This window comes from Helicobacter burdigaliensis (assembly GCF_003670295.1).
Classification (GTDB): Bacteria; Campylobacterota; Campylobacteria; order Campylobacterales; family Helicobacteraceae; genus Helicobacter_D; species Helicobacter_D burdigaliensis.
On the sequence record NZ_QXJG01000011.1, the window covers coordinates 28848 to 50100 of the forward strand.

At 34.6% G+C, this 21253-nt stretch carries 21 protein-coding genes and 1 other RNA gene; 11 read left to right on the forward strand and 11 right to left on the reverse strand.

Annotated features, from left to right (window positions below; all coding sequences use genetic code 11):
* Positions 1-19 precede the first annotated feature (19 nt).
* The 9 genes from pstC (at position 20) to EBF09_RS05595 (ending at position 10251) form a co-directional block, all read left to right on the forward strand.
* Complete coding sequence (pstC, locus tag EBF09_RS05555) at positions 20-883, forward strand: phosphate ABC transporter permease subunit PstC (RefSeq protein WP_121764145.1); 864 nt, start codon at positions 20-22, stop codon at positions 881-883.
* Between the two features lies 1 nt (position 884).
* On the forward strand, positions 885-1703 hold the full coding sequence (gene pstA / locus EBF09_RS05560; RefSeq protein ID WP_121764146.1) for a phosphate ABC transporter permease PstA: 819 nt from the start codon (positions 885-887) through the stop codon (positions 1701-1703).
* Between the two features lies 1 nt (position 1704).
* Positions 1705-2463, forward strand: a complete 759-nt coding sequence (gene pstB, locus EBF09_RS05565) for a phosphate ABC transporter ATP-binding protein PstB (RefSeq protein ID WP_121764147.1) — start codon at positions 1705-1707, stop codon at positions 2461-2463.
* A gap of 69 nt (positions 2464-2532) precedes the next feature.
* Positions 2533-3198, forward strand: a complete 666-nt coding sequence (locus tag EBF09_RS05570) for a response regulator transcription factor (RefSeq protein WP_121764148.1) — start codon at positions 2533-2535, stop codon at positions 3196-3198.
* Positions 3198-4853, forward strand: a complete 1656-nt coding sequence (locus EBF09_RS05575) for a sensor histidine kinase (RefSeq protein ID WP_121764149.1) — start codon at positions 3198-3200, stop codon at positions 4851-4853. Before EBF09_RS05570 ends, EBF09_RS05575 begins: the two co-directional genes overlap by 1 nt.
* A gap of 856 nt (positions 4854-5709) precedes the next feature.
* Entirely contained in the window at positions 5710-7740 is a 2031-nt protein-coding gene (locus tag EBF09_RS05580) for a TonB-dependent receptor domain-containing protein (RefSeq protein WP_121764150.1), read from the forward strand.
* Positions 7741-7816: 76 nt separating this feature from the next.
* Entirely contained in the window at positions 7817-8377 is a 561-nt protein-coding gene (locus EBF09_RS05585; protein ID WP_121764151.1) for a hypothetical protein, read from the forward strand.
* Between the two features lie 41 nt (positions 8378-8418).
* On the forward strand, positions 8419-9324 hold the full coding sequence (locus EBF09_RS05590) for a DUF3137 domain-containing protein (protein WP_121764152.1): 906 nt from the start codon (positions 8419-8421) through the stop codon (positions 9322-9324).
* Positions 9325-9333: 9 nt separating this feature from the next.
* Positions 9334-10251, forward strand: a complete 918-nt coding sequence (locus EBF09_RS05595; protein ID WP_121764153.1) for a DUF3137 domain-containing protein — start codon at positions 9334-9336, stop codon at positions 10249-10251.
* On the opposite strand, the gene EBF09_RS05600 is transcribed toward EBF09_RS05595, so the two are convergent.
* The 9 genes from EBF09_RS05600 to ssrA all read right to left on the reverse strand — a co-directional run bounded on the left by EBF09_RS05600 (position 10241) and on the right by ssrA (position 17944).
* On the reverse strand, positions 10241-11113 hold the full coding sequence (locus EBF09_RS05600) for an ATP-binding cassette domain-containing protein (RefSeq protein ID WP_121764154.1): 873 nt from the start codon (positions 11111-11113) through the stop codon (positions 10241-10243). The genes EBF09_RS05595 and EBF09_RS05600 overlap by 11 nt on opposite strands.
* A complete protein-coding gene (gene modB / locus EBF09_RS05605; protein ID WP_121764155.1) occupies positions 11110-11769 on the reverse strand; it encodes a molybdate ABC transporter permease subunit in 660 nt (219 codons plus the stop codon). Before modB ends, EBF09_RS05600 begins: the two co-directional genes overlap by 4 nt.
* 8 nt (positions 11770-11777) lie before the next feature.
* The gene (locus EBF09_RS05610) at positions 11778-12155 is read right to left on the reverse strand and encodes a molybdate ABC transporter (RefSeq protein ID WP_121764156.1); all 378 of its coding nucleotides are present in this window, start codon (positions 12153-12155) and stop codon (positions 11778-11780) included.
* Entirely contained in the window at positions 12148-12909 is a 762-nt protein-coding gene (modA, locus tag EBF09_RS05615; protein WP_121764157.1) for a molybdate ABC transporter substrate-binding protein, read from the reverse strand. Before modA ends, EBF09_RS05610 begins: the two co-directional genes overlap by 8 nt.
* An 18-nt stretch (positions 12910-12927) precedes the next feature.
* Entirely contained in the window at positions 12928-13737 is an 810-nt protein-coding gene (locus tag EBF09_RS05620) for a molybdenum-dependent transcriptional regulator (RefSeq protein ID WP_121764158.1), read from the reverse strand.
* Between the two features lie 174 nt (positions 13738-13911).
* A complete protein-coding gene (locus tag EBF09_RS05625) occupies positions 13912-14625 on the reverse strand; it encodes a YebC/PmpR family DNA-binding transcriptional regulator (RefSeq protein WP_121764159.1) in 714 nt (237 codons plus the stop codon).
* Positions 14626-14669: 44 nt separating this feature from the next.
* Positions 14670-16115, reverse strand: a complete 1446-nt coding sequence (gene guaB / locus EBF09_RS05630; RefSeq protein WP_121764160.1) for an IMP dehydrogenase — start codon at positions 16113-16115, stop codon at positions 14670-14672.
* Between the two features lie 2 nt (positions 16116-16117).
* A complete protein-coding gene (gene gatA, locus EBF09_RS05635) occupies positions 16118-17479 on the reverse strand; it encodes an Asp-tRNA(Asn)/Glu-tRNA(Gln) amidotransferase subunit GatA (RefSeq protein WP_121764161.1) in 1362 nt (453 codons plus the stop codon).
* An 85-nt stretch (positions 17480-17564) separates the two neighbouring features.
* Positions 17565-17944, reverse strand: a transfer-messenger RNA (tmRNA) gene (gene ssrA / locus EBF09_RS05640).
* Positions 17945-18023: 79 nt separating this feature from the next.
* Here ssrA and panB point away from each other — a divergent pair.
* Both panB and ruvB read left to right on the forward strand, forming a co-directional pair.
* Positions 18024-18839, forward strand: coding sequence for a 3-methyl-2-oxobutanoate hydroxymethyltransferase (gene panB / locus EBF09_RS05645; RefSeq protein ID WP_121764162.1), 816 nt, complete (start codon positions 18024-18026; stop codon positions 18837-18839).
* A gap of 3 nt (positions 18840-18842) precedes the next feature.
* Positions 18843-19844 (forward strand): Holliday junction branch migration DNA helicase RuvB, encoded by a 1002-nt coding sequence (gene ruvB, locus EBF09_RS05650; protein ID WP_121764163.1) that lies wholly within the window; start codon positions 18843-18845, stop codon positions 19842-19844.
* On the opposite strand, the gene bioD is transcribed toward ruvB, so the two are convergent.
* Both bioD and EBF09_RS05660 read right to left on the reverse strand, forming a co-directional pair.
* On the reverse strand, positions 19845-20453 hold the full coding sequence (bioD, locus tag EBF09_RS05655; protein ID WP_121764164.1) for a dethiobiotin synthase: 609 nt from the start codon (positions 20451-20453) through the stop codon (positions 19845-19847).
* Positions 20453-21226, reverse strand: a complete 774-nt coding sequence (locus EBF09_RS05660) for a HesA/MoeB/ThiF family protein (RefSeq protein WP_121764165.1) — start codon at positions 21224-21226, stop codon at positions 20453-20455. Before EBF09_RS05660 ends, bioD begins: the two co-directional genes overlap by 1 nt.
* Positions 21227-21253: the final 27 nt, after the last annotated feature.

Consider the following 21253-nt stretch of genomic DNA (forward strand, 5'->3'; position numbering starts at 1 on the left):
CAAGGATTTAATAAGACAAATGATAACTATTCTTTTTTCTTCATCTTTTAAAGAGAGATTTTTTCAATCTCTTTTTGGTATTTGTGCTTTAATCTCCATTATAGCTGTGGCTTTGATTTGCGTGTTTTTGTTTGCAAATGCGATTCCTACAATTAGTCAAATAGGATTGTTTGATTTTATTTTTGGGCTTGAATGGTATCCTACGGAAGATATTTTTGGGATATTGCCTATGATTGTTGGGAGTCTTTATGTGAGTGCATTAGCGATTTTAATGGGTGTTCCTATTGGGGTTTTAAGTGCGATTTATCTTTCGCAATTTTGCCCTCCAAAATTAAAGCGTTATCTGCTTCCTTGCATAGAACTTTTAGGGGCTATCCCTAGCGTTGTTTATGGGTTTTTTGCACTTGTTATTATTGTGCCTATGCTTTCAAATGTTTTTAGTGGAACTTCAGGGAAGAGCTTGCTAGCTGCAAGTTTGATTTTGGCTATTATGATTTTACCTACAATTATTTTAGTTTCTAAAGCAGCCATAGATTGTGTGAGTAAAACCTACTATGAGGGGGCTTTGGCATTAGGAGCATCTAAAGAAAGAAGCGTATTTTTTGCGATGCTTCCTGCTGCAAAAAGTGGAATCTTAGCTTCTGTGATTTTAGGGATTGGTAGGGCTATTGGGGAGGCTATGGCTGTGATTATGGTAGCAGGAAACCAAGTCCAAATCCCAACTGCACTCAGTGATGGCTTACGCACACTTACTACAAATATCGTGCTTGAAATGGGCTATTCACAAGGATTGCATAGAGATGTATTAATCGCAAATGGTGTGGTGCTTTTTGTGTTTATTCTCTTAATCAATCTAAGTTTAAATGCTTTAAAAAAGAGGTAAAATGCAAAAAGACTATACTTCAATTTTTATTTATTATGCACTTAGAATCTCTATTTGCATAACTTTAGGAATTTTTATATTATTAATAGGATTTATTTTCATAAAAGGCTTAGCACATCTTAGCCCAAAGCTATTTGCCCTAGAGTATAATAGTCAAAATGTATCTATGATGCCATCTATCATAAATACAATCAATATGATGCTTTTATCTCTTGTGATTGCGATACCTTTTGGGGTTTTTGGGGCAATTTTCTTGAGCGAATATGGTAAGAAAAACTCAAAAATTAAAAAGATTATTGCGATTGCTTCAGAAACCTTAGTGGGGATTCCTAGTATTGTTTATGGGCTTTTTGGTTATTTGGTGTTTGTAAGCTATTTAGGGTTTGGTTATAGCTTTTTAGCAGGTAGCCTTACGCTTTCTATTATGATTTTGCCACTAATTTTAAGGAGTGCAGAGGAGGCTTTGCATTCTGTGCCACTTCCTTTAAAAGAAGCAAGTTTCGCTCTAGGTGCTAGCAAGCTTCGCACACTTTTTTCTATTGTTTTGCCTGTGGCGATGTCAGGTATTTTAGCGGGTGTGATTTTAAGTATTGGGAAGATTTTTGGAGAAAGTGCAGCATTGCTTTATACAGCAGCCACCGTGCCTCAAATTGCTGGCTTTTTAGATTCTGCTAGGACTTTAAGCGTGCATATGTATGTGATTTCTAGTGAAGGGCTACATATCAATGAAGCTTATAGCACAGCGATGGTTTTAATTTTAATCGTTTTATTTATAAATCTTGTTTCTAATTTTTTAGCAAAAAAACTCACAAAGGCTTAATATGGATAAAAAAATATGCTTTAACATTAAAGAAATGAATCTATTTTATGGGGATTTTCAAGCATTAAAAAATATTAATATGGAAATTTATAAAAAAGAGGTTACAGCTTTTATTGGACCTAGTGGATGTGGAAAATCTACTTTCATTAAGTGTTTAAATAGAATGAATGATTTAGTAGAAAATTGTAAAATTAAGGGAAAAATACTTTTTAATGGAGAAAATATTTATAAAAAATATGATGTTACCACTTTACGAAAAAAGGTGGGTATGGTGTTTCAAAAGCCTAATCCTTTTCCATTAAGTATTTATGAAAATATTGCTTTTGGTCCTAAAACGCATGGAGTAAAAGATAAGGCTAAGCTAGATAATATAGTAGAAGAGAGCTTAAAAGATGTGGGACTTTGGAAAGATTTAAAAGATAGATTAAAGCAATCTGCCCTCTCTTTAAGTGGAGGACAACAACAAAGGCTTTGCATTGCAAGAAGTATTGCGATTAATCCAGAAGTTATTTTGATGGACGAACCTACAAGCGCACTAGATCCTATCTCTACTTTAAAAATTGAAGAGTTAATTTCTAAGCTTAAAAAAGATTATACGATTATTATTGTTACACATAATATGCAACAGGCTAATCGTATTTCAGATAAAACAGCATTTTTCTTACTTGGGGAAATGATAGAGTTTGATGAGACGCAAAAGATCTTTAGTAAGCCAAAAGATAAAAAAACACAAGATTATATTCAAGGAAAATTTGGATAATAAAGAAAAATAAAATTAATAATGTATTATAATCCATTCAATATAAAGGTTGTCTGTTAAGGAAAATATATGGTATATATACTAGAAGATGATAGTTCTATTTTGGAGCTAGTTTTATATGCATTAAAAACTCAAAATATTCAAGCTAAAGGATTTAATAACGCACAAGATTTTTTTGAAGCACTTAAACAAACATTGCCTAAAGTTGCGATTTTAGATGTAATGCTCCCAGGGATTGGGGGCTTTGAAGTGCTAGAAAAGCTAAAAAGTTCTCCAAAAACTAGAAATATCGGAGTGCTTATGCTAACAGCACTAAGTAGTGAATATGAAAAGGTTAAAGGGCTAGATTTGGGGGCAGATGATTATATTACAAAGCCTTTTGGAGTTATGGAATTGCTTGCTAGGGTGAGAGTGATTTTAAGGCGTCTTGAAAACAAAGAGCAAGAAATTTTCTTAGAGGGGCTAGAGTTTTCTGCTAGAAGTCATAAGGTTGTCGTTGAGGGCAAAAGGGTGGAGCTAACTTTAAAGGAGTTTGAACTTTTAGGATTTTTGCTTAAAAATATTGATCGTGCTTTTAGTCGTGATGAACTTTTTGAAGTGTTGTGGGGATATAGCTATACAAATGAAAGCAGGACTTTAGACGTGCATATTAAAACTCTAAGACATAAGCTAGGCTCTTGGGGGAGCAAGATAAAAACAGTGCGAGGTATGGGCTATAAAATAGAGGTAGAATAGTGCATAAAAAGATATTTTTAGCTATATTTCTTGCTTGTATTAGCCTTTTAGTGGTTGCTAATCTTTTTTTGCTTTTTAGTTTAGAAAATACTTTACAAAAAGAAGCCTTTAATCTTTTGAAAAAAGAAGCAATGCTGTTAAAGATGAATCTTTCTAGTGTCGTTAAAGGCGAGATTCCAACAACTTATCGCATAAGTGTAATCACTAAAGAGGGCAAGGTAATTTATGATAGTGATGTAAGCGAATTAGAAGCACATAAGGATAGAGAAGAGATTAAAAAGGCTCTATTAAATGGAGAAGCAAAGGCTGTGCGTTATTCTAGCACTTTGCAAAATGAAATGCTATATTTTGCCACACAAGCTTCTATGCAAGGAGAGATTTTTATTTTGCGTCTTGCCATCCCACAAAGTAAAGTGGAGGAGAATTTTAAGGAGTTTTTGCCCTTTTTTGCGATCGAATTTGCTTTGTGCTTTGTGCTAAGTTTAATGATTGCAAAGGTGCTTACAGCTTCTATCATCAAACCTTTAAAATCTTTAACTTTAGAGAATCTATCCCAAAAAATGCCCTATAAGGAGCTAGAGCCTTTTATTAAAGCATTAAAGCAAGAACATAAAATAGTAAAAAATAAATTAAAAGGCTTAGAATATAAACAAAATCAAATGCTTTTGCTTACGCAAAATATGAGCGATGGAATAATTTTGCTAAGTAAAGAGGGTAAAATTTTGCTTGTAAATGAGCGTGCAGAAGAATATTTTGGTGCGATTTCTAATCTGCATTCTATTTATGAGTTAAAAGATACACTTTTTTTACAAAAGATTCTTCCTCTTTTGACACTTTTTAAAAAACATAAAAAGCAACAAACACAATTTATGACTTTAGGAAATAGAGAATGTGAAGTGGTGTTTTGTCCTATCCATTCTAAGGATAAATTTAAGGGAATTATTATTATATTGCACGATTTAGATGCACAAAAACAAGCACAAAAACTCCGCAAGGAATTTAGTGCAAATGTAACCCATGAGTTAAAAACTCCTTTAACTTCAATCCTAGCTAGTAGTGAAATGCTAAGCAATGGGCTTGTAGGAGAGGAAGATACGCAACAATTTTTACAAAAAATAGAAAAGGAAGCCAAAAGGCTTTTGGAGATGATTGATGAGATTTTACGCCTTTCTTTTTTAGATGAAGCACAAGGCAATCTTTTAATGCAAAATGTAGATTTGAAAAATATAGTCCAAAATGTTTTTGAAAGGTTAAAGATTATCGCAAATAACAATAAAATCACACTTTCAAGTGAGCTTAGTGAATGCTTTATAAAGGGAAATGCAGAGCTATTAGAGAATCTTATATATAATCTTTGTGATAATGCTATTAAATACAATAATAAAGGAGGGTTTGTAAAGGTTGGGATAAAAGAGGAAAAAGATCGCATTTGTTTGAGCGTTAAAGATAATGGGATTGGCATACCAAAAGAATCGCAAAATAGAATCTTTGAGCGTTTTTATTGTGTGGATAAGGGTAGGAGTAAACAGCTTGGAGGCACAGGGCTTGGACTATCTATCGTAAAATCCGTAGCCAAACTCCATCAAGCAAAAATTGAAGTAAAAAGTAAGATAGATAAAGGAAGTGAGTTTTTACTCTACTTTCCACGCATTTAATGGCTAAAAAGTGAGATATTAGCGGATAGTAGGGTGCAATGGAGTTTATGGGCTTCATTGCTTTGCTTTTTAATGGCATTTAAAAAATCTATCATTTCACTGCGAATGAAGCATTAGTGTGGTGTAGCAGTCTATAAATTTACCTTACAAGGCAACTACTTGTCAGTGCGAGAGCTGAAAGCTTGTGGCAGTCTAAAGGCTTGCAATGTGATTTAAAGTTTTATTGTAAGGTTTTTGAAATTAAAAAACTAAATATTGATATTTTTCTAAAGTTTTATGAGAAGTCAAAAATAAATTTGTTTTTTAGATGATAGTAGGTAGATTGCCACGCTACACTATGTTCCGTTTGCAACGACACAATGGGTGTTAAAGTGTTACTGTGAAGCTTTGTAAGAAGCTGTGGCAGTCTAGAAATTACTTTTAGGGAGTTTTTAGATTTGCACTTCGTTATTGCTCGTGGATAACGTTTTGCTTGTATGCTTTGGCGGATAAATCCATCTTGCAATGACGGGTGGAGGATTTTTTAATGATAAGGCAGGAGTGTTGTAGTCTCTTTGCAGATTGCTTCAGTCCCAAAGGGCTGTAATGGCACAATAGGCAGTTTAGGTGTATCTGTAACATTCATAGATTGCCACGCAAATATTGCATTATTTGCAATGATACACTATTTAGATTGCCACACTTCATGTTTACGCACTCATTTGCAATGACAAAGGCTTTGCAATAACTTCCTGCGATACAATTTAGCCAAATTTTAAAAAATGATAATGATTATCTTATTTTTTATTTAATTTTAAACAAATAGTAAATAAAATCCAATCTCATTATTATTTTTAAAACAAAGGAATTTAAATTTATGAAAAAATATTTTAGAGGTGCTTTGGCTTTGGCTTTTTGTGGTGCTTCTTTAAATGCAGTAGAATCTTATAATCTTGATACTTCTGTTGTAAGTGCCACAGGATTTGAACAAGATGTTAAAGACGCTCCAGCTTCTATTTCAGTGATTAGCAAAGAGGAGTTAGAAAGTAAGCCTTTTAAAGATATTGGGGAAGCTTTAATGGGATTGCCCGGTGTGGATGTGAGTATGAATAAGCTAGGGAGCTATGATTTTTCTATCCGTGGTTTTAGCTCTAGTAGCGGATATGTACTTGTGCTTGTAGATGGCAAAAGGCAAAATAGCGTTCAAGGGCTTTATGATGATGGTTTTGGAGGGGTTGAGAGCAACTTTTTACCTCCGCTTTCTATGATTGAACGCATCGAGGTTATTAGAGGTCCTGCTTCTACACTCTATGGAGGCGATGCAGTAGGGGGTGTGGTAAATATCATTACCAAAAAAAATCCAAGCACTTTTGTGGGTTCTTTTAGTTTTGATAATACATTTGTGCAACACCCTGATATAAATGGTAGCTCTAGGGGAGTGAATGGATATATGGCTTTTCCTTTGGTAAAAGATACACTTTCACTTGCATTGAGGGCTAAATACTACACAAAAGGTGATACAGCAATCACAACGCCTAGTAGGGATTATGCAAGCCATAGTGCAGGGGAGATGAGAATGGGCAATGTGGGTGCTAAGCTAAATTGGACGATTAATGAATCTAATAATGTTTATTTGGATTTAGAGCATTCTTTAGCCTATACTGCTTCACTTTCTTCAAGCTCAGCAGGGACTTATTCTCCGCGCGATGTGATTAAAAATAGAGTGTTATTAAACCATGATGGAAATTATGGATTTGGCAGTATAAACACTTATTTTCAATCTAATTTAACAGATGATAAAACAACCGATGCACAAGGTGAAACTTATATTTTAGAAACTAAATCCGTGCTTCCCTTTGAGCTTGGTAAATATGGGGCAACTACTCTAAGCAGTGGGATTCAATATATGCATGAAATGTATGTAAATAACAACACAGATGCAAAATATAAAGAAATTAGGGGTAAAGAGTTTAAGCAAAACACTATCGCTCCTTATGCAGAAGCAGAATATTACATAACCGATGATTTGATAGTAACAGGGGGTTTAAGATACACACATAGTGATTTATTTAATGGAGAGCTAACTCCAAGAGGGTATTTGGTTTATCATCTAACAGATTTAATTACACTAAAGGGTGGAATAGCAAAGGGTTATAGAACCCCAGAGGTGCGACAGCTTTTTGATGGTATTTATCGCTTGAATAATAGAAACCAGCAAGGGGTTTATGGGAATCCAGATTTAAAACCAGAAACTAGCACAAACTATGAAATAGGTGCAATTTTTGAAGTGCCAAGATGGGGGAATTTAAGCCTTACAGCATTTCAAACAGACTTCAAAAACGCTATTGAATATAAAGAATATGCAGAGGGTGCTACACTCCCAAATGGTGGCATTTGTAATGGACCAACAGGTGATCCAACCTATGATAAAGCGTGCCGTTATTTTGAAAATGTAGGGAAAACACAAGTTAAGGGTATAGAGCTTGGAATGCAGAGTGCTAAATGGTATGGAGTGAGCGTGGATGCAAGCTATACTTTTATGGATAAAAAGTATAAAAGTGGTGTAGATAGTGGAAAAAGATTTGTAGATACTCCAAGACATATTGCGATGCTAAAGCTTAACTATACTAAGGGTAGATTTAGCTCCTATCTTAAAGGCACAGGCAGATATGATAGCCTCATAGAAGAGGGCAAAAAATATAATGATTATTATGTAGTGGATTTGGGTGCTAGTTTTAAGCTTACTAAAAATTCACAAGTAAGTTTTGCTATCAATAATCTTTTTGATAAAGATTTTTATGATCCTTATGCAACAATCGGTAAAGGCGGGGCAATCTCTTATTCTAATGCTTATCAAGATTATTTAGATGGCAGAAACTTTTGGCTTAGCTATAAGCTAGATTTTTAAACTAATTTCATTCATTCTCCTTGATTTTAGGTGTAGCTTTGGCTATGCCTAGAACTTTAACTATAAAAGGCATACAATGGCAAAAAAACTTATTAGCAACAAAACTTGGATGCAAATCCATCTTTATGTGAGTTTATTTTTTATCCCTATGGCGTTAATCTATGCAATCACAGGGGTTGGGTATATTTTAGATTATCGTCAAAATTCAGGAGCGACAATCCAAAAGATAGAAATCAAGCAAGAAATTCCAAAGGGTAGCGAAAAAGAAGTGATTTTGAATACTCTAAAGGCAAATAACCTAGAAATTCCGAGCAATACAGAGGTGAGATTCTTTAAAGGAGCATATTCTATGGGGACTTTAAAATATCAAGTATTGCTTAGTAAAGATAAGATGGGCGATGGCTACACTCTAAGCACGATTGATAGGAATTTTTATGGAGTGATTTTGCTTTTGCATAAGGCTGCTGGAAAGTATTATTTTGATATTTTGGCGATTGGATTTTCTATCGCACTTGTTTTGCTTTATTTATCAGGGCTTTTTATTACAGCATTTTGCAAGAAAAATCAAAAAGGAGCGATTATTGCGACTTTATTAGGATTTGTGATTACGGGGGTTGTGATTTATTTTAGTATTTAGATATAATTTATTTAGTTTATCCTACTAAATAAGGATTGTAAATGTCAAAATTTATTCATCTTAATGTAGATTTTGAAAAGGAGATTGCCCCACTTTTAGAGGAAGCTAAAAAGGCTACGAGTAGCTATATAAGAGAAATTGTAGCCTTTTTAATTGCGAGTGCTTTTATTGTTTTGGTGAGTTATTTGATTATTCTTTATGAGGACTTACCGCAAGAAAATATAAAATATAGCCTTGTGCCTATTATTCTTTTAGTGGTTGTAGCTTTTATGCAAAGGCAAAAGGATAATGAAAACGCACTTAAAGCTTATAGTTTAGATGAGATTTTAGAAAAGCTAAATTATACTTGGGGGGTTAGCATTATAAATGATGAACTCATTCAAGAATCTAAACTTTTTCCAAAATATGATTATATGGAGAGAGATGATGAGTTTTTGGGCTATGAAGAGGGGTTTTCTATCACCATTGCAGAGCTAACTCTAGTCTCTCGTGTATCTGCAAATGCTGGAAATAGGCATATTGATTTTAATGGATTAGTATTGCTTTATATTTTTGAAGAGGTGCAAATAGAAACAAAAATTTTACTAAAACCCAAAAAATTTCTTAATTTATTCACCACTCCTAAAGGCTTTGAAAAAATAGAAACTAAGCTAAATATTATAGATAAGGATTTTGAATTTTACACAAATGATAAAGAAGAAGCACAAAAGGTTCTAACGCCTAAATTTTTAGAAAAACTCACAAAGGTGCAAGAGTATTTTGGTTTTTCTAATGTTTCTTGTTGTATTAGCGGGAATTATTGCCTAGTAGCACTCCATACAAAACAAGATTTTTTCAAGCTAAAAAGTTTTGAGCTAGAAGGGTTTAAAAAAGAATTTAATGTGCTTTTAAAAGAATTACAAAACATCAGCGACTTTGGCAAGGAGCTAAAAGAAGCGCTTAAATAAAGGGATAAAATGCCAAAGCCTATGAATCTTAATGTGGATTTTGATAGAGAGATTGCACCGCTTTTATGGGAAGCTAAAAGGGATACTCTAAAATTTAAAGCAAAAGATATTAAGATATTTTTTATCTTTATTGTTTGTAGTATTTTGGGGACTTTGTTGGCATATTGGAGGCTTAGCACGCAAGGTGATATGAAAAATTTGCTTGCTGTGGGGGTTGTGATTGTAATTTTTGGGATTGGCTTACTCTCATTGCGTCAAAAAAGAAGTGAAAATATCTTAAAAGCTCATATTTTTAATAAATTATTGGACAAATTTAATCTTGAATATTTTAATGATAGTAGTGAATCTATCATATTTGCCATAGATAATGGCCTTTTTCCTCCTTATGATTATAGTAGGATAGATGATGGATTTAAAGGATATGAAAAGGGCTTTTTTGTCTCTATTTTGGAGCTATCTTTGCATAATGTAGGGCAACAAGATATTCCCCAAAAGGCAAAATTTAAAGGACTTCTTTTGGAATATACCTTTGAAGATTGCCTTAAAGATGATTTGTATCTTTTGCTAAAGCCTAAAAAATTCTTTGATTTTTCTAAAAATCCTGATTTAATCAAGCTAGAAAGCACCCTAGAGCTTTTAGGCAAAGAATATGAGATTTTTACAAATGATGAAGAGAAGGCAAAAGGCTTTTTAACTCCTAAATTTTTAGACAAACTTGCAAGGGTGCAAGGATATTTTGGAATTTCTAGTGTTTTTTGCTCTGTGTTTAATAATACTTGTATGTTGGCACTCCCTACAAATAGAGACTTTTTTAGGTTAAAAAGTTCTAAACTAGAAGAGCTTAGGGTTGAATTTAATGTGCTTTTAAAAGAATTACAAAATATTAGCGACTTTGGCAAGGAACTAAAAGAGGTATTTAAATCTTAGTAACAATAGGATTCCAAGCCTTAGAAGAAAGCATTACTAAATCCCCTACCTTTAGTGTTTCTGCTTCTTCTTTGCTTAAAGTAACCTTTAAAATATCATTACCACTAAGAATGCTTAAAATATAGTTTATCCCGCAAACTTTGATGTCTAAAATGCTTCCACTTTGCCTAAATTTGCCACTAGGTAAATGGCTTAAAAATACCTCACTAGGAGTGCCACTTTTAAAAGCTTCCCCCTTTTTAAGCCACAAAACATAACTAGACAAGTAAAAAACCTCACTAAAATTATGGCTTACTAAAAATGTGCTTAGATTAAAATGCTTATGAAGCTTTAAAAGTTCTTCTTGTAATTTAAAGCTAAGCTCCCTATCTAGTGCGCTAAAAGGCTCATCTAAAAGCAGTATTTTAGGCTTTCTGACTAAAGCTCTTGCGAGGGCTACTCTTTGTTGTTGTCCCCCACTTAAGAGGCTAGGTTTTAATTTGCGTAATTTTTCTAATTCTGTGATTTCTAAAATCTCTTCTATAATCTTTTTATCCCCATTTTTTGGGAGTGCATAGGAGAGGTTTTGCTCTATATTCATATTAGGAAAAAGTGCGTAATCTTGAAATACAAAGCCAATTTGTCTTTTTTGTGGGGGTAAATTGATCCCCCTTTTTTTATCAAACCATACTTCATTATTTACTTCTATGCTCCCACTATCAGGCTCTACTAATCCAGCTAAAATGCGTAAAATTGTAGTTTTTCCAGCACCACTTTTGCCAAAAAGTGTGATAAGCTCTTGTGAGTTTAGCTCACAATTTAGATTTAAATTTATTTCTCCATCTACGCTGTGGAGCGATTTTGTGAAGTTTAGCTTTATCATTTTGATTTCTTTAAATAGAAAGTTAAAAGAAGTATTGAAAATGTAATTATAAATAATATTAAGGCATATTTATGTGCTAAAGAATAATTAAGTGCTTCTACTTCATCATAAATTGCAATGCTTGCCACTCTAGTAACCCCCTCAATATTCCCTCCAATCATCATCACAACGCCAAATTCACCAATTGTGTGTGCAAAGCTAACCACAATCCCCACCAAAAGAGATTTAGAAATATTAGGTAAAAGCACCTTTAAAAGAATGCTTAAACGCCCTTTGCCAAGCGTTAGTGCAGCTTCATAAAGGGATTTTGGCAAAGTTGCAAAACCTGCTTGAATGGGATTCACCATAAAGGGCAAAGAAAAAATTACAGAACCCACAATCAACCCATAAAAACTAAAAACAAGTTTTAGATTAAAGGTTTCAAGCAAGAAGCTTCCAAAGGCATTTTGCGGACTAAAAGCCACGAGCAAATAAAATCCCAAAACCGAAGGAGGTAAAACAAGAGGCATAGATACGATAGCTTCTAAAATGGGAGTAAATCTACTTTTGCTAAAAGCTAAAAAATAGCCTAGAGGAATCCCAATAAAAAGCAGTATCAAAGTCGTAATGAGTGCTACTTTAAAAGTGAGTAATATCGTAACTAAAAAGCTATCCATGGATATTCCTAAAAAATTACCATAATTTCACTCTCTAGCACACACCAATCCACTTCTTTAAGTCTTCTTAATTCTTTATTTTTTGGCACAAGTGCATAGATTTTACCCTCATTTGCTTCTTTGCATTCTAGGCTTAAACGCATAAAAAGCTCATCTTCTTCTATTGCTAAAATAGATGAGGTAAAGACATTTTGCGCTCCTTTGATTTGCCTTGCTATAAGCACATTATTTTCTTTAAAACCAAGTGTGATGGGCTTGTGTATAAAGTCTTTTAAATTCTGCTCCAAAAGTAGAACAAAAAAAACTTTATCTCCTGCTATTACTTTTAGCCTAGAAATCTCCAAAAGAGATTCTAGTGCTTCTAAATTACCCTCTATTTTATTCAACGCTATAACCAAATTTTATAAATTTTTCCTTAGCATCTTTTCCTAAAATATATGCTTTAAATTCATTTGCAAGTTTAGAATCTTTTCCATAGTTTGGAATGATTAGGGCTTGTAAAATGGGCTTGTAAAGATTTTCAGGAATGGCTACAAAGCTCATAGTAGGCGTGTTAATACCACCTTCTCCAAGCATTGAAAGTGCAGTGAAACCCACTTCGGCATTTTTAGATTCTACATAAGTGGTTGCTCCTCCTATGCTTTCTCCAAATACAAATTTACTTTCTACCTTTTTTAGCATATTTGTAGCTTCTAATGCTTCTATGGAGGCTCTTCCATAGGGAGCGACTTTAGGGTTTGGCACAGAGATGTGCTTGATTTTAGCATTTAAAATATCTTCAAATTTTTCTAGTTTAAAATTTGCATCATTGCTCCATAAAACAAGCTTGCCTTTTGCATAAATTTCTTCTTTTTGTGGAGCGAGTTTTTCTGCATAAAGCTTAGCAGGATAGGACACATCAGCAGCTACAAACAAATGCACAGGCGCACCATTTTTGATTTGTGAATAGGCTTTGCCACTAGAAATATAAGAAATTTCTATGCTATCATGGGGGCGATTTTTTAAAAAATCCTTTTTAATATCCTCTAGCACATATTTTAGTGAAGCAGCCCCTAAAACTCTAATTTGCTCTGCATAAGAAAGTTGCACACCAACTAACAATGCACAAAAAAACGCAATTTTTTTAACATTTTTTAACACTTTTTCTCCTTTTTTATTTTAGATTCCTAAAATTACATGACTGGCTTTAAAGCCAAACCATACCTTTTTGCCTAAACTTAACCCCAAGCTTTTAGCGCTTTCTTCTGTGATGATAGCACTTAAAGCTGTATCTTTGTATTTGATTTCTACTTCTGTATTTACCTCTCCTTTAGTTAGATTTGTGATTTTTCCCTCTAGCGTATTTCGCATGGAGCCTTTAGGCTCATCGCTAAAGACAATAATCCAGTTTGCTTTAATGAGTGCATAGCAAGAAGTGCCTATTTTTAAGTCCATTTCTTTTAATGAGTGCATAGTGATTGTGCTAACAATATTTAAACCTTCTCCTATTTTAAGGGTTACTTCTGCATTCACAGCCCCTTCTTTTATGTGGCTAACTTCGCCAAAAAGCTGATTTCTAGCACTTGTTTTTATCATAGGTCTCCTTGTGGTTTGTAGTAAGTTTTGCAGATTAAAAGCTTCTTCAATTTTTAGGTTATTCCAAGCTTGTAAGTCTTTTTCAAACATTTTTAAAAGCTCTTCATAAATATTTTCCATTTGCCTAAAGGCTTTAATCATCTCTAAGCCCTTTTGGGTAACTTTTGTGCCGCCACCATTTCTCCCGCCAAGAGCAGAGATTACAATAGGCTCAAGCGAGAGCTTATTCATAGCGTCTATGCAGTCCCAAGCAGCTTTATAGCTCATTTTCATTTCTTTAGCTGCTTTTGAGATAGAACCGCTTTTGCTAATGCGTTCTAATAGCTCTACTTTTCCATGCCCTATGAAATTTTTTCCTTGTTCTTTGATCCAGATTCTACCTTCAACTTCCATAAGATTTACCTTTGTTAGGAATGAATTTGAATAATTATATTTTAAAATATATAGCTTTGTCAAGAAAATTTATAGGCTTTTAAATGCGGTTAAAATAATGGGGAATTTAAGGGGAGCTTAAAAGAATGGGCTTGCAAAATTTTATAAAATTTTGCAAACTTTTAAGAAAATTATTTAAGCAATGTTTGTAAAGACAGCTTGGACATCATCATCTTCTTCAATTCTATCCAAAAGCTTTTCAATATCCACTAATTGTTCTTCACTAAATTCCACAGGATTGTTTGCAATTCTTTCCAGTGCTGCTTTTTTAACCTCTAATCCTAATTCATCGAGTGCATTTACCAAAGTCCCAAAGCTTGTGTAATCTCCATAAATATGCACGATTTCATCTTCTACTTCTAAACTTTCTAATCCCGCATCAATTAAGTTTAGCTCAAAGTCTTCTAAATCAGAAATTTTGTCTTTTGCAACTTCAAAATGTGCTTTTCTTGAAAACATAAATTCCAAAGAATTATTTGTTAGCATTGTGCCACCAAATTTATTCGCATAGCTTTTTAGGTTAGCCACGGTTCTTGTAGTATTATCAGTGGCACATTCCACAAAAAATAAAGCACCATGAGGGGCTTTAATCTCGTAATTAACTTCATGAATTTCTATTCCATCTTTGCCTAAAGCTCTTTTGATAGCTGCTTCAATATTGTCTTTTGGCATATTTTGTGCCTTAGCAGCTAAAATTGCGGTTCTAAGCTTAGAATTCATATCAGGATCGCCACTTCCTCCCTCTTTTACTGCGATGCTAATTGCCTTGCCTAATTTGGGGAAAAGTTTTGACATCTTATCCCAACGCTTCTCTTTACTTGCTCTTCTATATTCAAATGCGCGTCCCATAAAACCTCTTTTATAAAATTTTTGTAATTATAAACTAAAATATCTTATTGATGATAATTTGGTGCTTCTTTTGTAATCATTACATCATGCACATGCGATTCTCTTAAGCCACTTTGTGTGATTTGCACAAATTCAGCTCTTTCCCATAAAGTAGGAATATCACAAGAGCCTAAATATCCCATAGAGGAGCGTAATCCTCCTAGCATTTGATGTACTACATCAGCAATCTTTCCGCGATATGGCACTCTACCTTCGATGCCTTCAGGCACAAGCTTTTCTTGAGCAGTGCCTTCTTGGAAATATCTATCTGCACTACCTTTATTCATAGCTCCTAAGCTTCCCATTCCGCGATAGCTTTTGTATTGTCTTCCTTGAAAGATGATGCTCTCCCCTGGAGTTTCTTCAGTTCCAGCTAGCATACTTCCTATCATTACAGAGCTAGCTCCTGCACCAAGAGCTTTTGCAATATCTCCAGAATATTTAATCCCTCCATCGGCTATGAGTGGCACTCCCTCTTTATGGCAGATTTTAGCCACATCATCAATTGCACTAATTTGAGGCACACCTACACCTGCTACGATTCTTGTGGTGCAAATGCTTCCAGGTCCAATCCCAACTTTAACCCCATCTGCTCCTGCATCAATGAGTGCTTTAGCTGCTTCTTGTGTAGCGATATTTCCTGCAATCACATCTACGACAAGATTTTTCTTAATCTCTTTTAGGGTTTCAATAATGCCTTTACTATGTCCGTGTGCAGAATCTAGCACCAAAACATCTACTCCTGCATCTACAAGTGCTTTAGCTCTTTCATACTGAAAAACGCCAATTGCACCACCTACGCGTAATCTTCCAAAATCATCTTTATTGGAGTTTGGATATTCAATGCGTTTTTGAATATCTTTAATAGTGATTAATCCTTTTAAGATTCCTTGCTCATTTACAATAGGAAGCTTTTCAATTTTATGCTTATTCATAATATCTCTTGCTTCTTCTAAGCTTGTGCCAACTTTTCCAGTAATAAGTGGTGCTTTTGTCATTAAATCTTTTACAGGGCGGTGTAAGTTTGTTTCAAAACGCATATCGCGGTTTGTTAAAATACCTATTAAAGCTCCATTGCTATCTACCACAGGAACACCAGAAATTTTATAATTATCCGTGATGGCTTGAGCTTGCATAAGTGTTGCATCAGGGCTTATGAAAATAGGATCAATAATCACACCACTTTCGCTTTTTTTAACCTTTTTGATTTGTACTACTTGTGAGTTAATATCCATATTTTTGTGGATAATCCCAATCCCACCCAGTCTTGCCATAGCAATAGCGGTTTTGTATTCAGTAACTGTATCCATAGCAGCAGAAACTAAAGGGACATTCAAAGGGATATTTTTAGAAAGTTTTGTGCTTAGAGAAACTTCTTTGGGTAAAATTTCAGAATAAGCAGGGACTAGCAATACATCTTCAAAAGTTAGGGCTTGTGTTCTAATTTTCATAATTATCTCCTTAGGGTTTGTTCTAAATTAAGTGCTATATCTAATAACTCTTGTTCTTTAAAAGCTTTGCTAATAAATTGCATACCAATGGGTAATCCTTTATCTTCACAAACAGGCAGTGAGATTGCAGGTAGCCCTGCTAGATTAACCCCAATGGTGTAAATATCTTCTAAATACATTTGCAAAGGGGTTTTGATTGCATCAAAGCTAAAGGCTGTGCTAGGAGCTACGGGGGATAAAATCACATCTGCATCTTCTAAAATTTCATTGTATTGTCTGGCAATAAGTGTTCGCACCTTTTGGGCTTTAATGTAATAAGCATCATAATATCCACTGCTTAGTACAAAAGAGCCAAGCAAGATTCTTCTTTTTACTTCATCGCCAAATCCAAGTGAGCGTGTTTTTAAATAAAGCTCTTTTAGATTCTTTACATCTTTGGCTCTATTTCCATAACGCACTCCATCAAATCTAGCTAAGTTTGAACTAGCTTCAGCGGTGCAAATTACATAATATGCAGAGATGATGTAGCTTGTATCTAGCATTTTCTTTTCTAAGATTGTATGCCCTTCTTTTGCTAGAGTGTCAATGGTTTTAGAATAAGCATCTTGAATATTGCTTTGTGCGTCTTTTAATAAATCAGGTAAAATTGCCACTTTAAATTTTCGCTTAGGATTTAGATTTTTAAAAGTTTCGCTTTTGGGAAGATTAGCAGAAGTGGAATCTAAACTATCAAAACCAGAAATAGCATCAAATAAAATCGCACAATCGCTTACATCTTGCGTAATAGGTCCAATTTGATCTAAACTTGAGCTATAAGCAACAAGCCCATAGCGACTAACGCGTCCATAAGTGGGCTTTAATCCCACGCATCCACAAAAACTAGCAGGTTGCCTAATGCTCCCACCTGTATCGCTACCTAATGCTGCAATAGCAAGCCCTCCACCTACCGCAGCTGCACTTCCACCACTGCTACCACCGGGTGTTTTTGTAGGATCTTTAGGATTTAGGGTTTTGCCATAGCAACTACTTGCAGTGGTGCTACCCATAGCAAATTCATCCATATTTGTGCGTCCAAAGGGGGCAAATTTATGACTTAAAAGATTATTAATCGCACTAGCATTATAGGGGGCTATGTAGCCTTTTAAAATATTACTAGCACAAGTAATCTCCCAGCCTTTTACATTGATATTATCTTTAATAGCGATTGGAAGATAATCGCTTTGATAGTCTTCTAGCTCACCAACATAGGCATTTAAATTACTTGCTTTAATTTTTTGGGTTAGATTGTATTTTAATTCTTTAATGGCTTCTGTATCAAACTTTAGTGCCTCTTGCAGAGTAGGGATACTCATTATTTTCTCCATTATTAATTTGCTTTGTGAAAAGTTTTTGTGATTATAGGAAAATTTTATTAATAGAGAGATTAAGTTTTGTAAGATTTTAAGATTTTGGTGGAGCTGTGGGGAATCAAACCCCAGTCCAAAAACCAAACCAACAAAAATTGGATTACATGCTTTTGCTAGGCAGAAATTCTTTCTTTTTATAGTAAAAACCTAGCCATTTACTATAAAAAGGCAACCTCTTAAGAGCTTAGTTTTATGCAAAGGTGGCATAAAACGCATCTAGCAAAGATGATGTTTTTAGCTAATAGCTAGAATCTTAAGCTAAAAACAGCTCCAAAAAGCTTAGATAAACTTACGCAGCTTTAGCGTAAGCTGGAGCGTAATTTGCGTTGTTTGCGTTTATATTTATGAACCAGTTTTACGACTTAGCACAAGTCGGCATGCAATTTAAGCCATTTAATTCCTGTCGAAATTCAAGTCAGCCCCAAATAAAAAGAAAATTATAACATATTTTATAGTAAAATTTTTAAAAAGCCCTTTTGGTAAGTTTTAAGGATGGTGGATTTTGAGCATACAAAATAGTTTAAAACAAATAACTTCTACACAAATTTTAAAGAAAAAAAATCAAGAAAAAATTACGATGATTACGGCATATGATGCACTTTTTGCTAAAATTTTTGATCCTTATGTGGATATGATTTTAGTAGGCGATAGTTTAAATATGAGCTTTTTTGGGGAGCAAGATACGCTAAGTGCGAGTTTAGATCAGATGATTTATCACACAAAAGCAGTTTGTAATGGAGCTAAAAGAAGTCTTATAGTGTGTGATTTGCCTTTTGGTAGCACAAAAACTCCTAAGAGTGCTTTAAAATCAGCCATTAGAGTTTATAAAGAGACAAAAGCACAAGCTATCAAGCTAGAGGGTGGAATAGAAGTGGTAGAACATATTAAATTGCTTGTTAAAAATGGCATTGCAGTAGTAGGGCATATCGGGCTAAAACCACAGCTTGTAAGGTTAGAGGGGGGTTATAAAATAAAGGCTAAAGAGGGGGTGGAGAGTAAAGAGTTTCAAAAACTTTTAGAAGATGCACTAAAAATTGAAGAAGCAGGGGTGTTTTGTATCGTGCTAGAGGGGGTGAGTGCAAGTGTGGCAAGTGAGCTTACAAAAAGGGTAAAAGTGCCTATAATTGGTATAGGAAGTGGGGTAGATGTAGATGGGCAAGTGCTTGTTTGGAGTGATGCATTTGGGTTTTTTCAAGAGTTTAAGCCAAAATTTGTAAGGGAGTATCTAAAGGGTGCAAGTTTAATGCAAGAGGCTATCCAAAAATATGTAGAAGATGTAAAAGAGGGTAAATTTCCAAATGAAGAGGAAAGTTATTAAGAGATGGAAAGAATTGTAGAAATTGAAAAAATGAGCTTAGAGGGCGAAGAGGAAGTAAAGCTTCGTCCTACAAATTGGGAAGATTATATCGGGCAAGAGAAGCTTAAAAAGAATCTTCAAGTATTTATTAATGCAGCTAAAAAAAGAGGCGATGTGCTAGATCATCTTCTGCTTTTTGGACCGCCTGGGCTTGGCAAGACTACATTAGCACATATTATAAGCCTAGAGATGAATGCTCCTATTAAAGTAACAGCAGCCCCTATGATAGAAAAAGCAGGGGATTTAGCAGCGATTTTGACTAATTTAAGTGAAGGGGAGATTTTATTTATAGATGAGATTCATAGGCTAAGCCCTGCAATTGAAGAGATTTTATATCCTGCTATGGAGGATTTTAGGCTTGATATTATTATAGGAAGTGGTCCAGCAGCTCAAACAATAAAAATTGATTTGCCAAAATTTACTTTAATTGGTGCTACAACGCGTGCGGGTATGATTAGCAATCCTTTGCGCGATAGATTTGGTATGCAGTTTCGTATGCAATTTTATGAAAAAGAGGAGCTAGCAAGAATTGTGATGATAGCTTCTATCAAGCTTCAAAAAGAATGCCAAAAAGATGGGGCGTTAGAGATAGCTAAGAGGTCGCGTGGGACGCCAAGAATCGCATTACGCCTTTTAAAAAGGGTGCGGGATTTTGCCGATGTAGAAGATGAAGCGATGATTACAAAAGAACGCACGCAATATGCTCTAAATGAACTAGGTGTGAATGAATATGGATTTGATGAGCTTGATTTACGCTTTTTAAAAATCATTTGTGAAAGTAGGGGGCGTCCTATAGGGCTTAGCACGCTTGCGGCTGCTATGAGTGAAGATGAGGGGACTATTGAAGATGTGATTGAACCTTATTTGCTGACGAATGGATTTTTAGAACGCACTGCAAGGGGGAGGATTGCTACACAAAAGACTTATGAGCTTTTTTCTTTTAGAAACCCTGAAAGCTTGTTTTAATTAGTTTTTAAGGGTAATGTTTAACTTTTCTAGCTCTTCTTTAAGTTCTAGGGCTTTTGTGTGAAAATCTTCTTTGTAAGTGCTTAAATGGGCGATATTTATTTTGGAATATTGTATGATAAAGCTATCCATTTGCATATTTTGCTCTCCACTAATAATGAGTGCTAGGAGTTCTATCCCATAGCTTTTTAATGCATGGATACTTAAAAGAATGTGATTAATCCCGCCAAGATAATAGCCTCCTACTAAAATTGCAGGAAGTTTGTGAGCTTTTGCATAATCAATCATACAATGCTTTAAATCAAGCGGGGTGAAAAGCCCACCTGCGCTTTCAATGAGGAGATTTTTAGAATCTGGTAAAGGGATATTTAGTCCATCATAATTTACATTTTCTTTTAACATTCCTATATGTGGGCTTGCAGGAGTTTTTAAAAACACTCCTTGTGGGTGGATTTTTACATCTTTGCAAAGAGAGGCGATTTTTTGGCTATCAGTTTGGCTCCCTGCTTGAACGAGCTTAAAATAATCTAGTTTAAAAGCATAGCATAAAGCCGCACTTACAGAGGTTTTGCCCACATCTGTATGTGAGCCACAAACAAAAACTTGCATTAATAATCCTTTAGCGTTTTTATGCCATTTTTTCCACAAACGCGACAATTTTCATTGCGTTTTATTGCAATTTTTCTAAAATCCATTTCCCTTATATCACAAGTTAGAATCTTATCGTATAAAGGAGTGCCAACTCCTGTGATAATTTTAATAGCTTCATTAGCTTCTAGTGTGCCAAAAAGTCCAGCAACTGCACCTAAGATTCCTACACTTGCTCCTGTTGGGACTTCTCCACTAGGGGGTGCATCAAACAAACAAGCATAACAAGCACTAACTTTAGGCTTGATGCTCATAAGCTGTCCGCAAAAATGCAATGCACTTCCGCGAATAAGGGTTTTATCAGCTAAGACACATGCATCATTGATTAAAAATTTTGAACTAAATACATCGGTTGCTTCTATCACACAATCATAATCTTTTAAAATCTCTAGAATATTTTTGGAATTTACTCTATCTTTATAAATTGAGATTTTTAAATCCGGATTTAGTGCGAGTAGCTTTTCTTTAGCAGAAATTGCTTTTAGTTTATCTAAGTCGTTTGTAGTGTGGATAATTTGGCGTTGCAAGTTTGAAAGCTCTACCACATCACCATCACAAATCCCTAGAGTGCCAACTCCAGCAGCTGCTAGATAATAAAGCACCGGAGAGCCAAGCCCACCCGCACCGATGACTAAAACTTTGGCATTATGGAGCTTTTCTTGCCCCTCTTTTCCAATGCCACTTAGGAGGATATTTCTATTATAGCGTTCTAATTGTTCATTTGTAAAATTCATAATTTGCCTTTTTTGTAAGAATTGTAG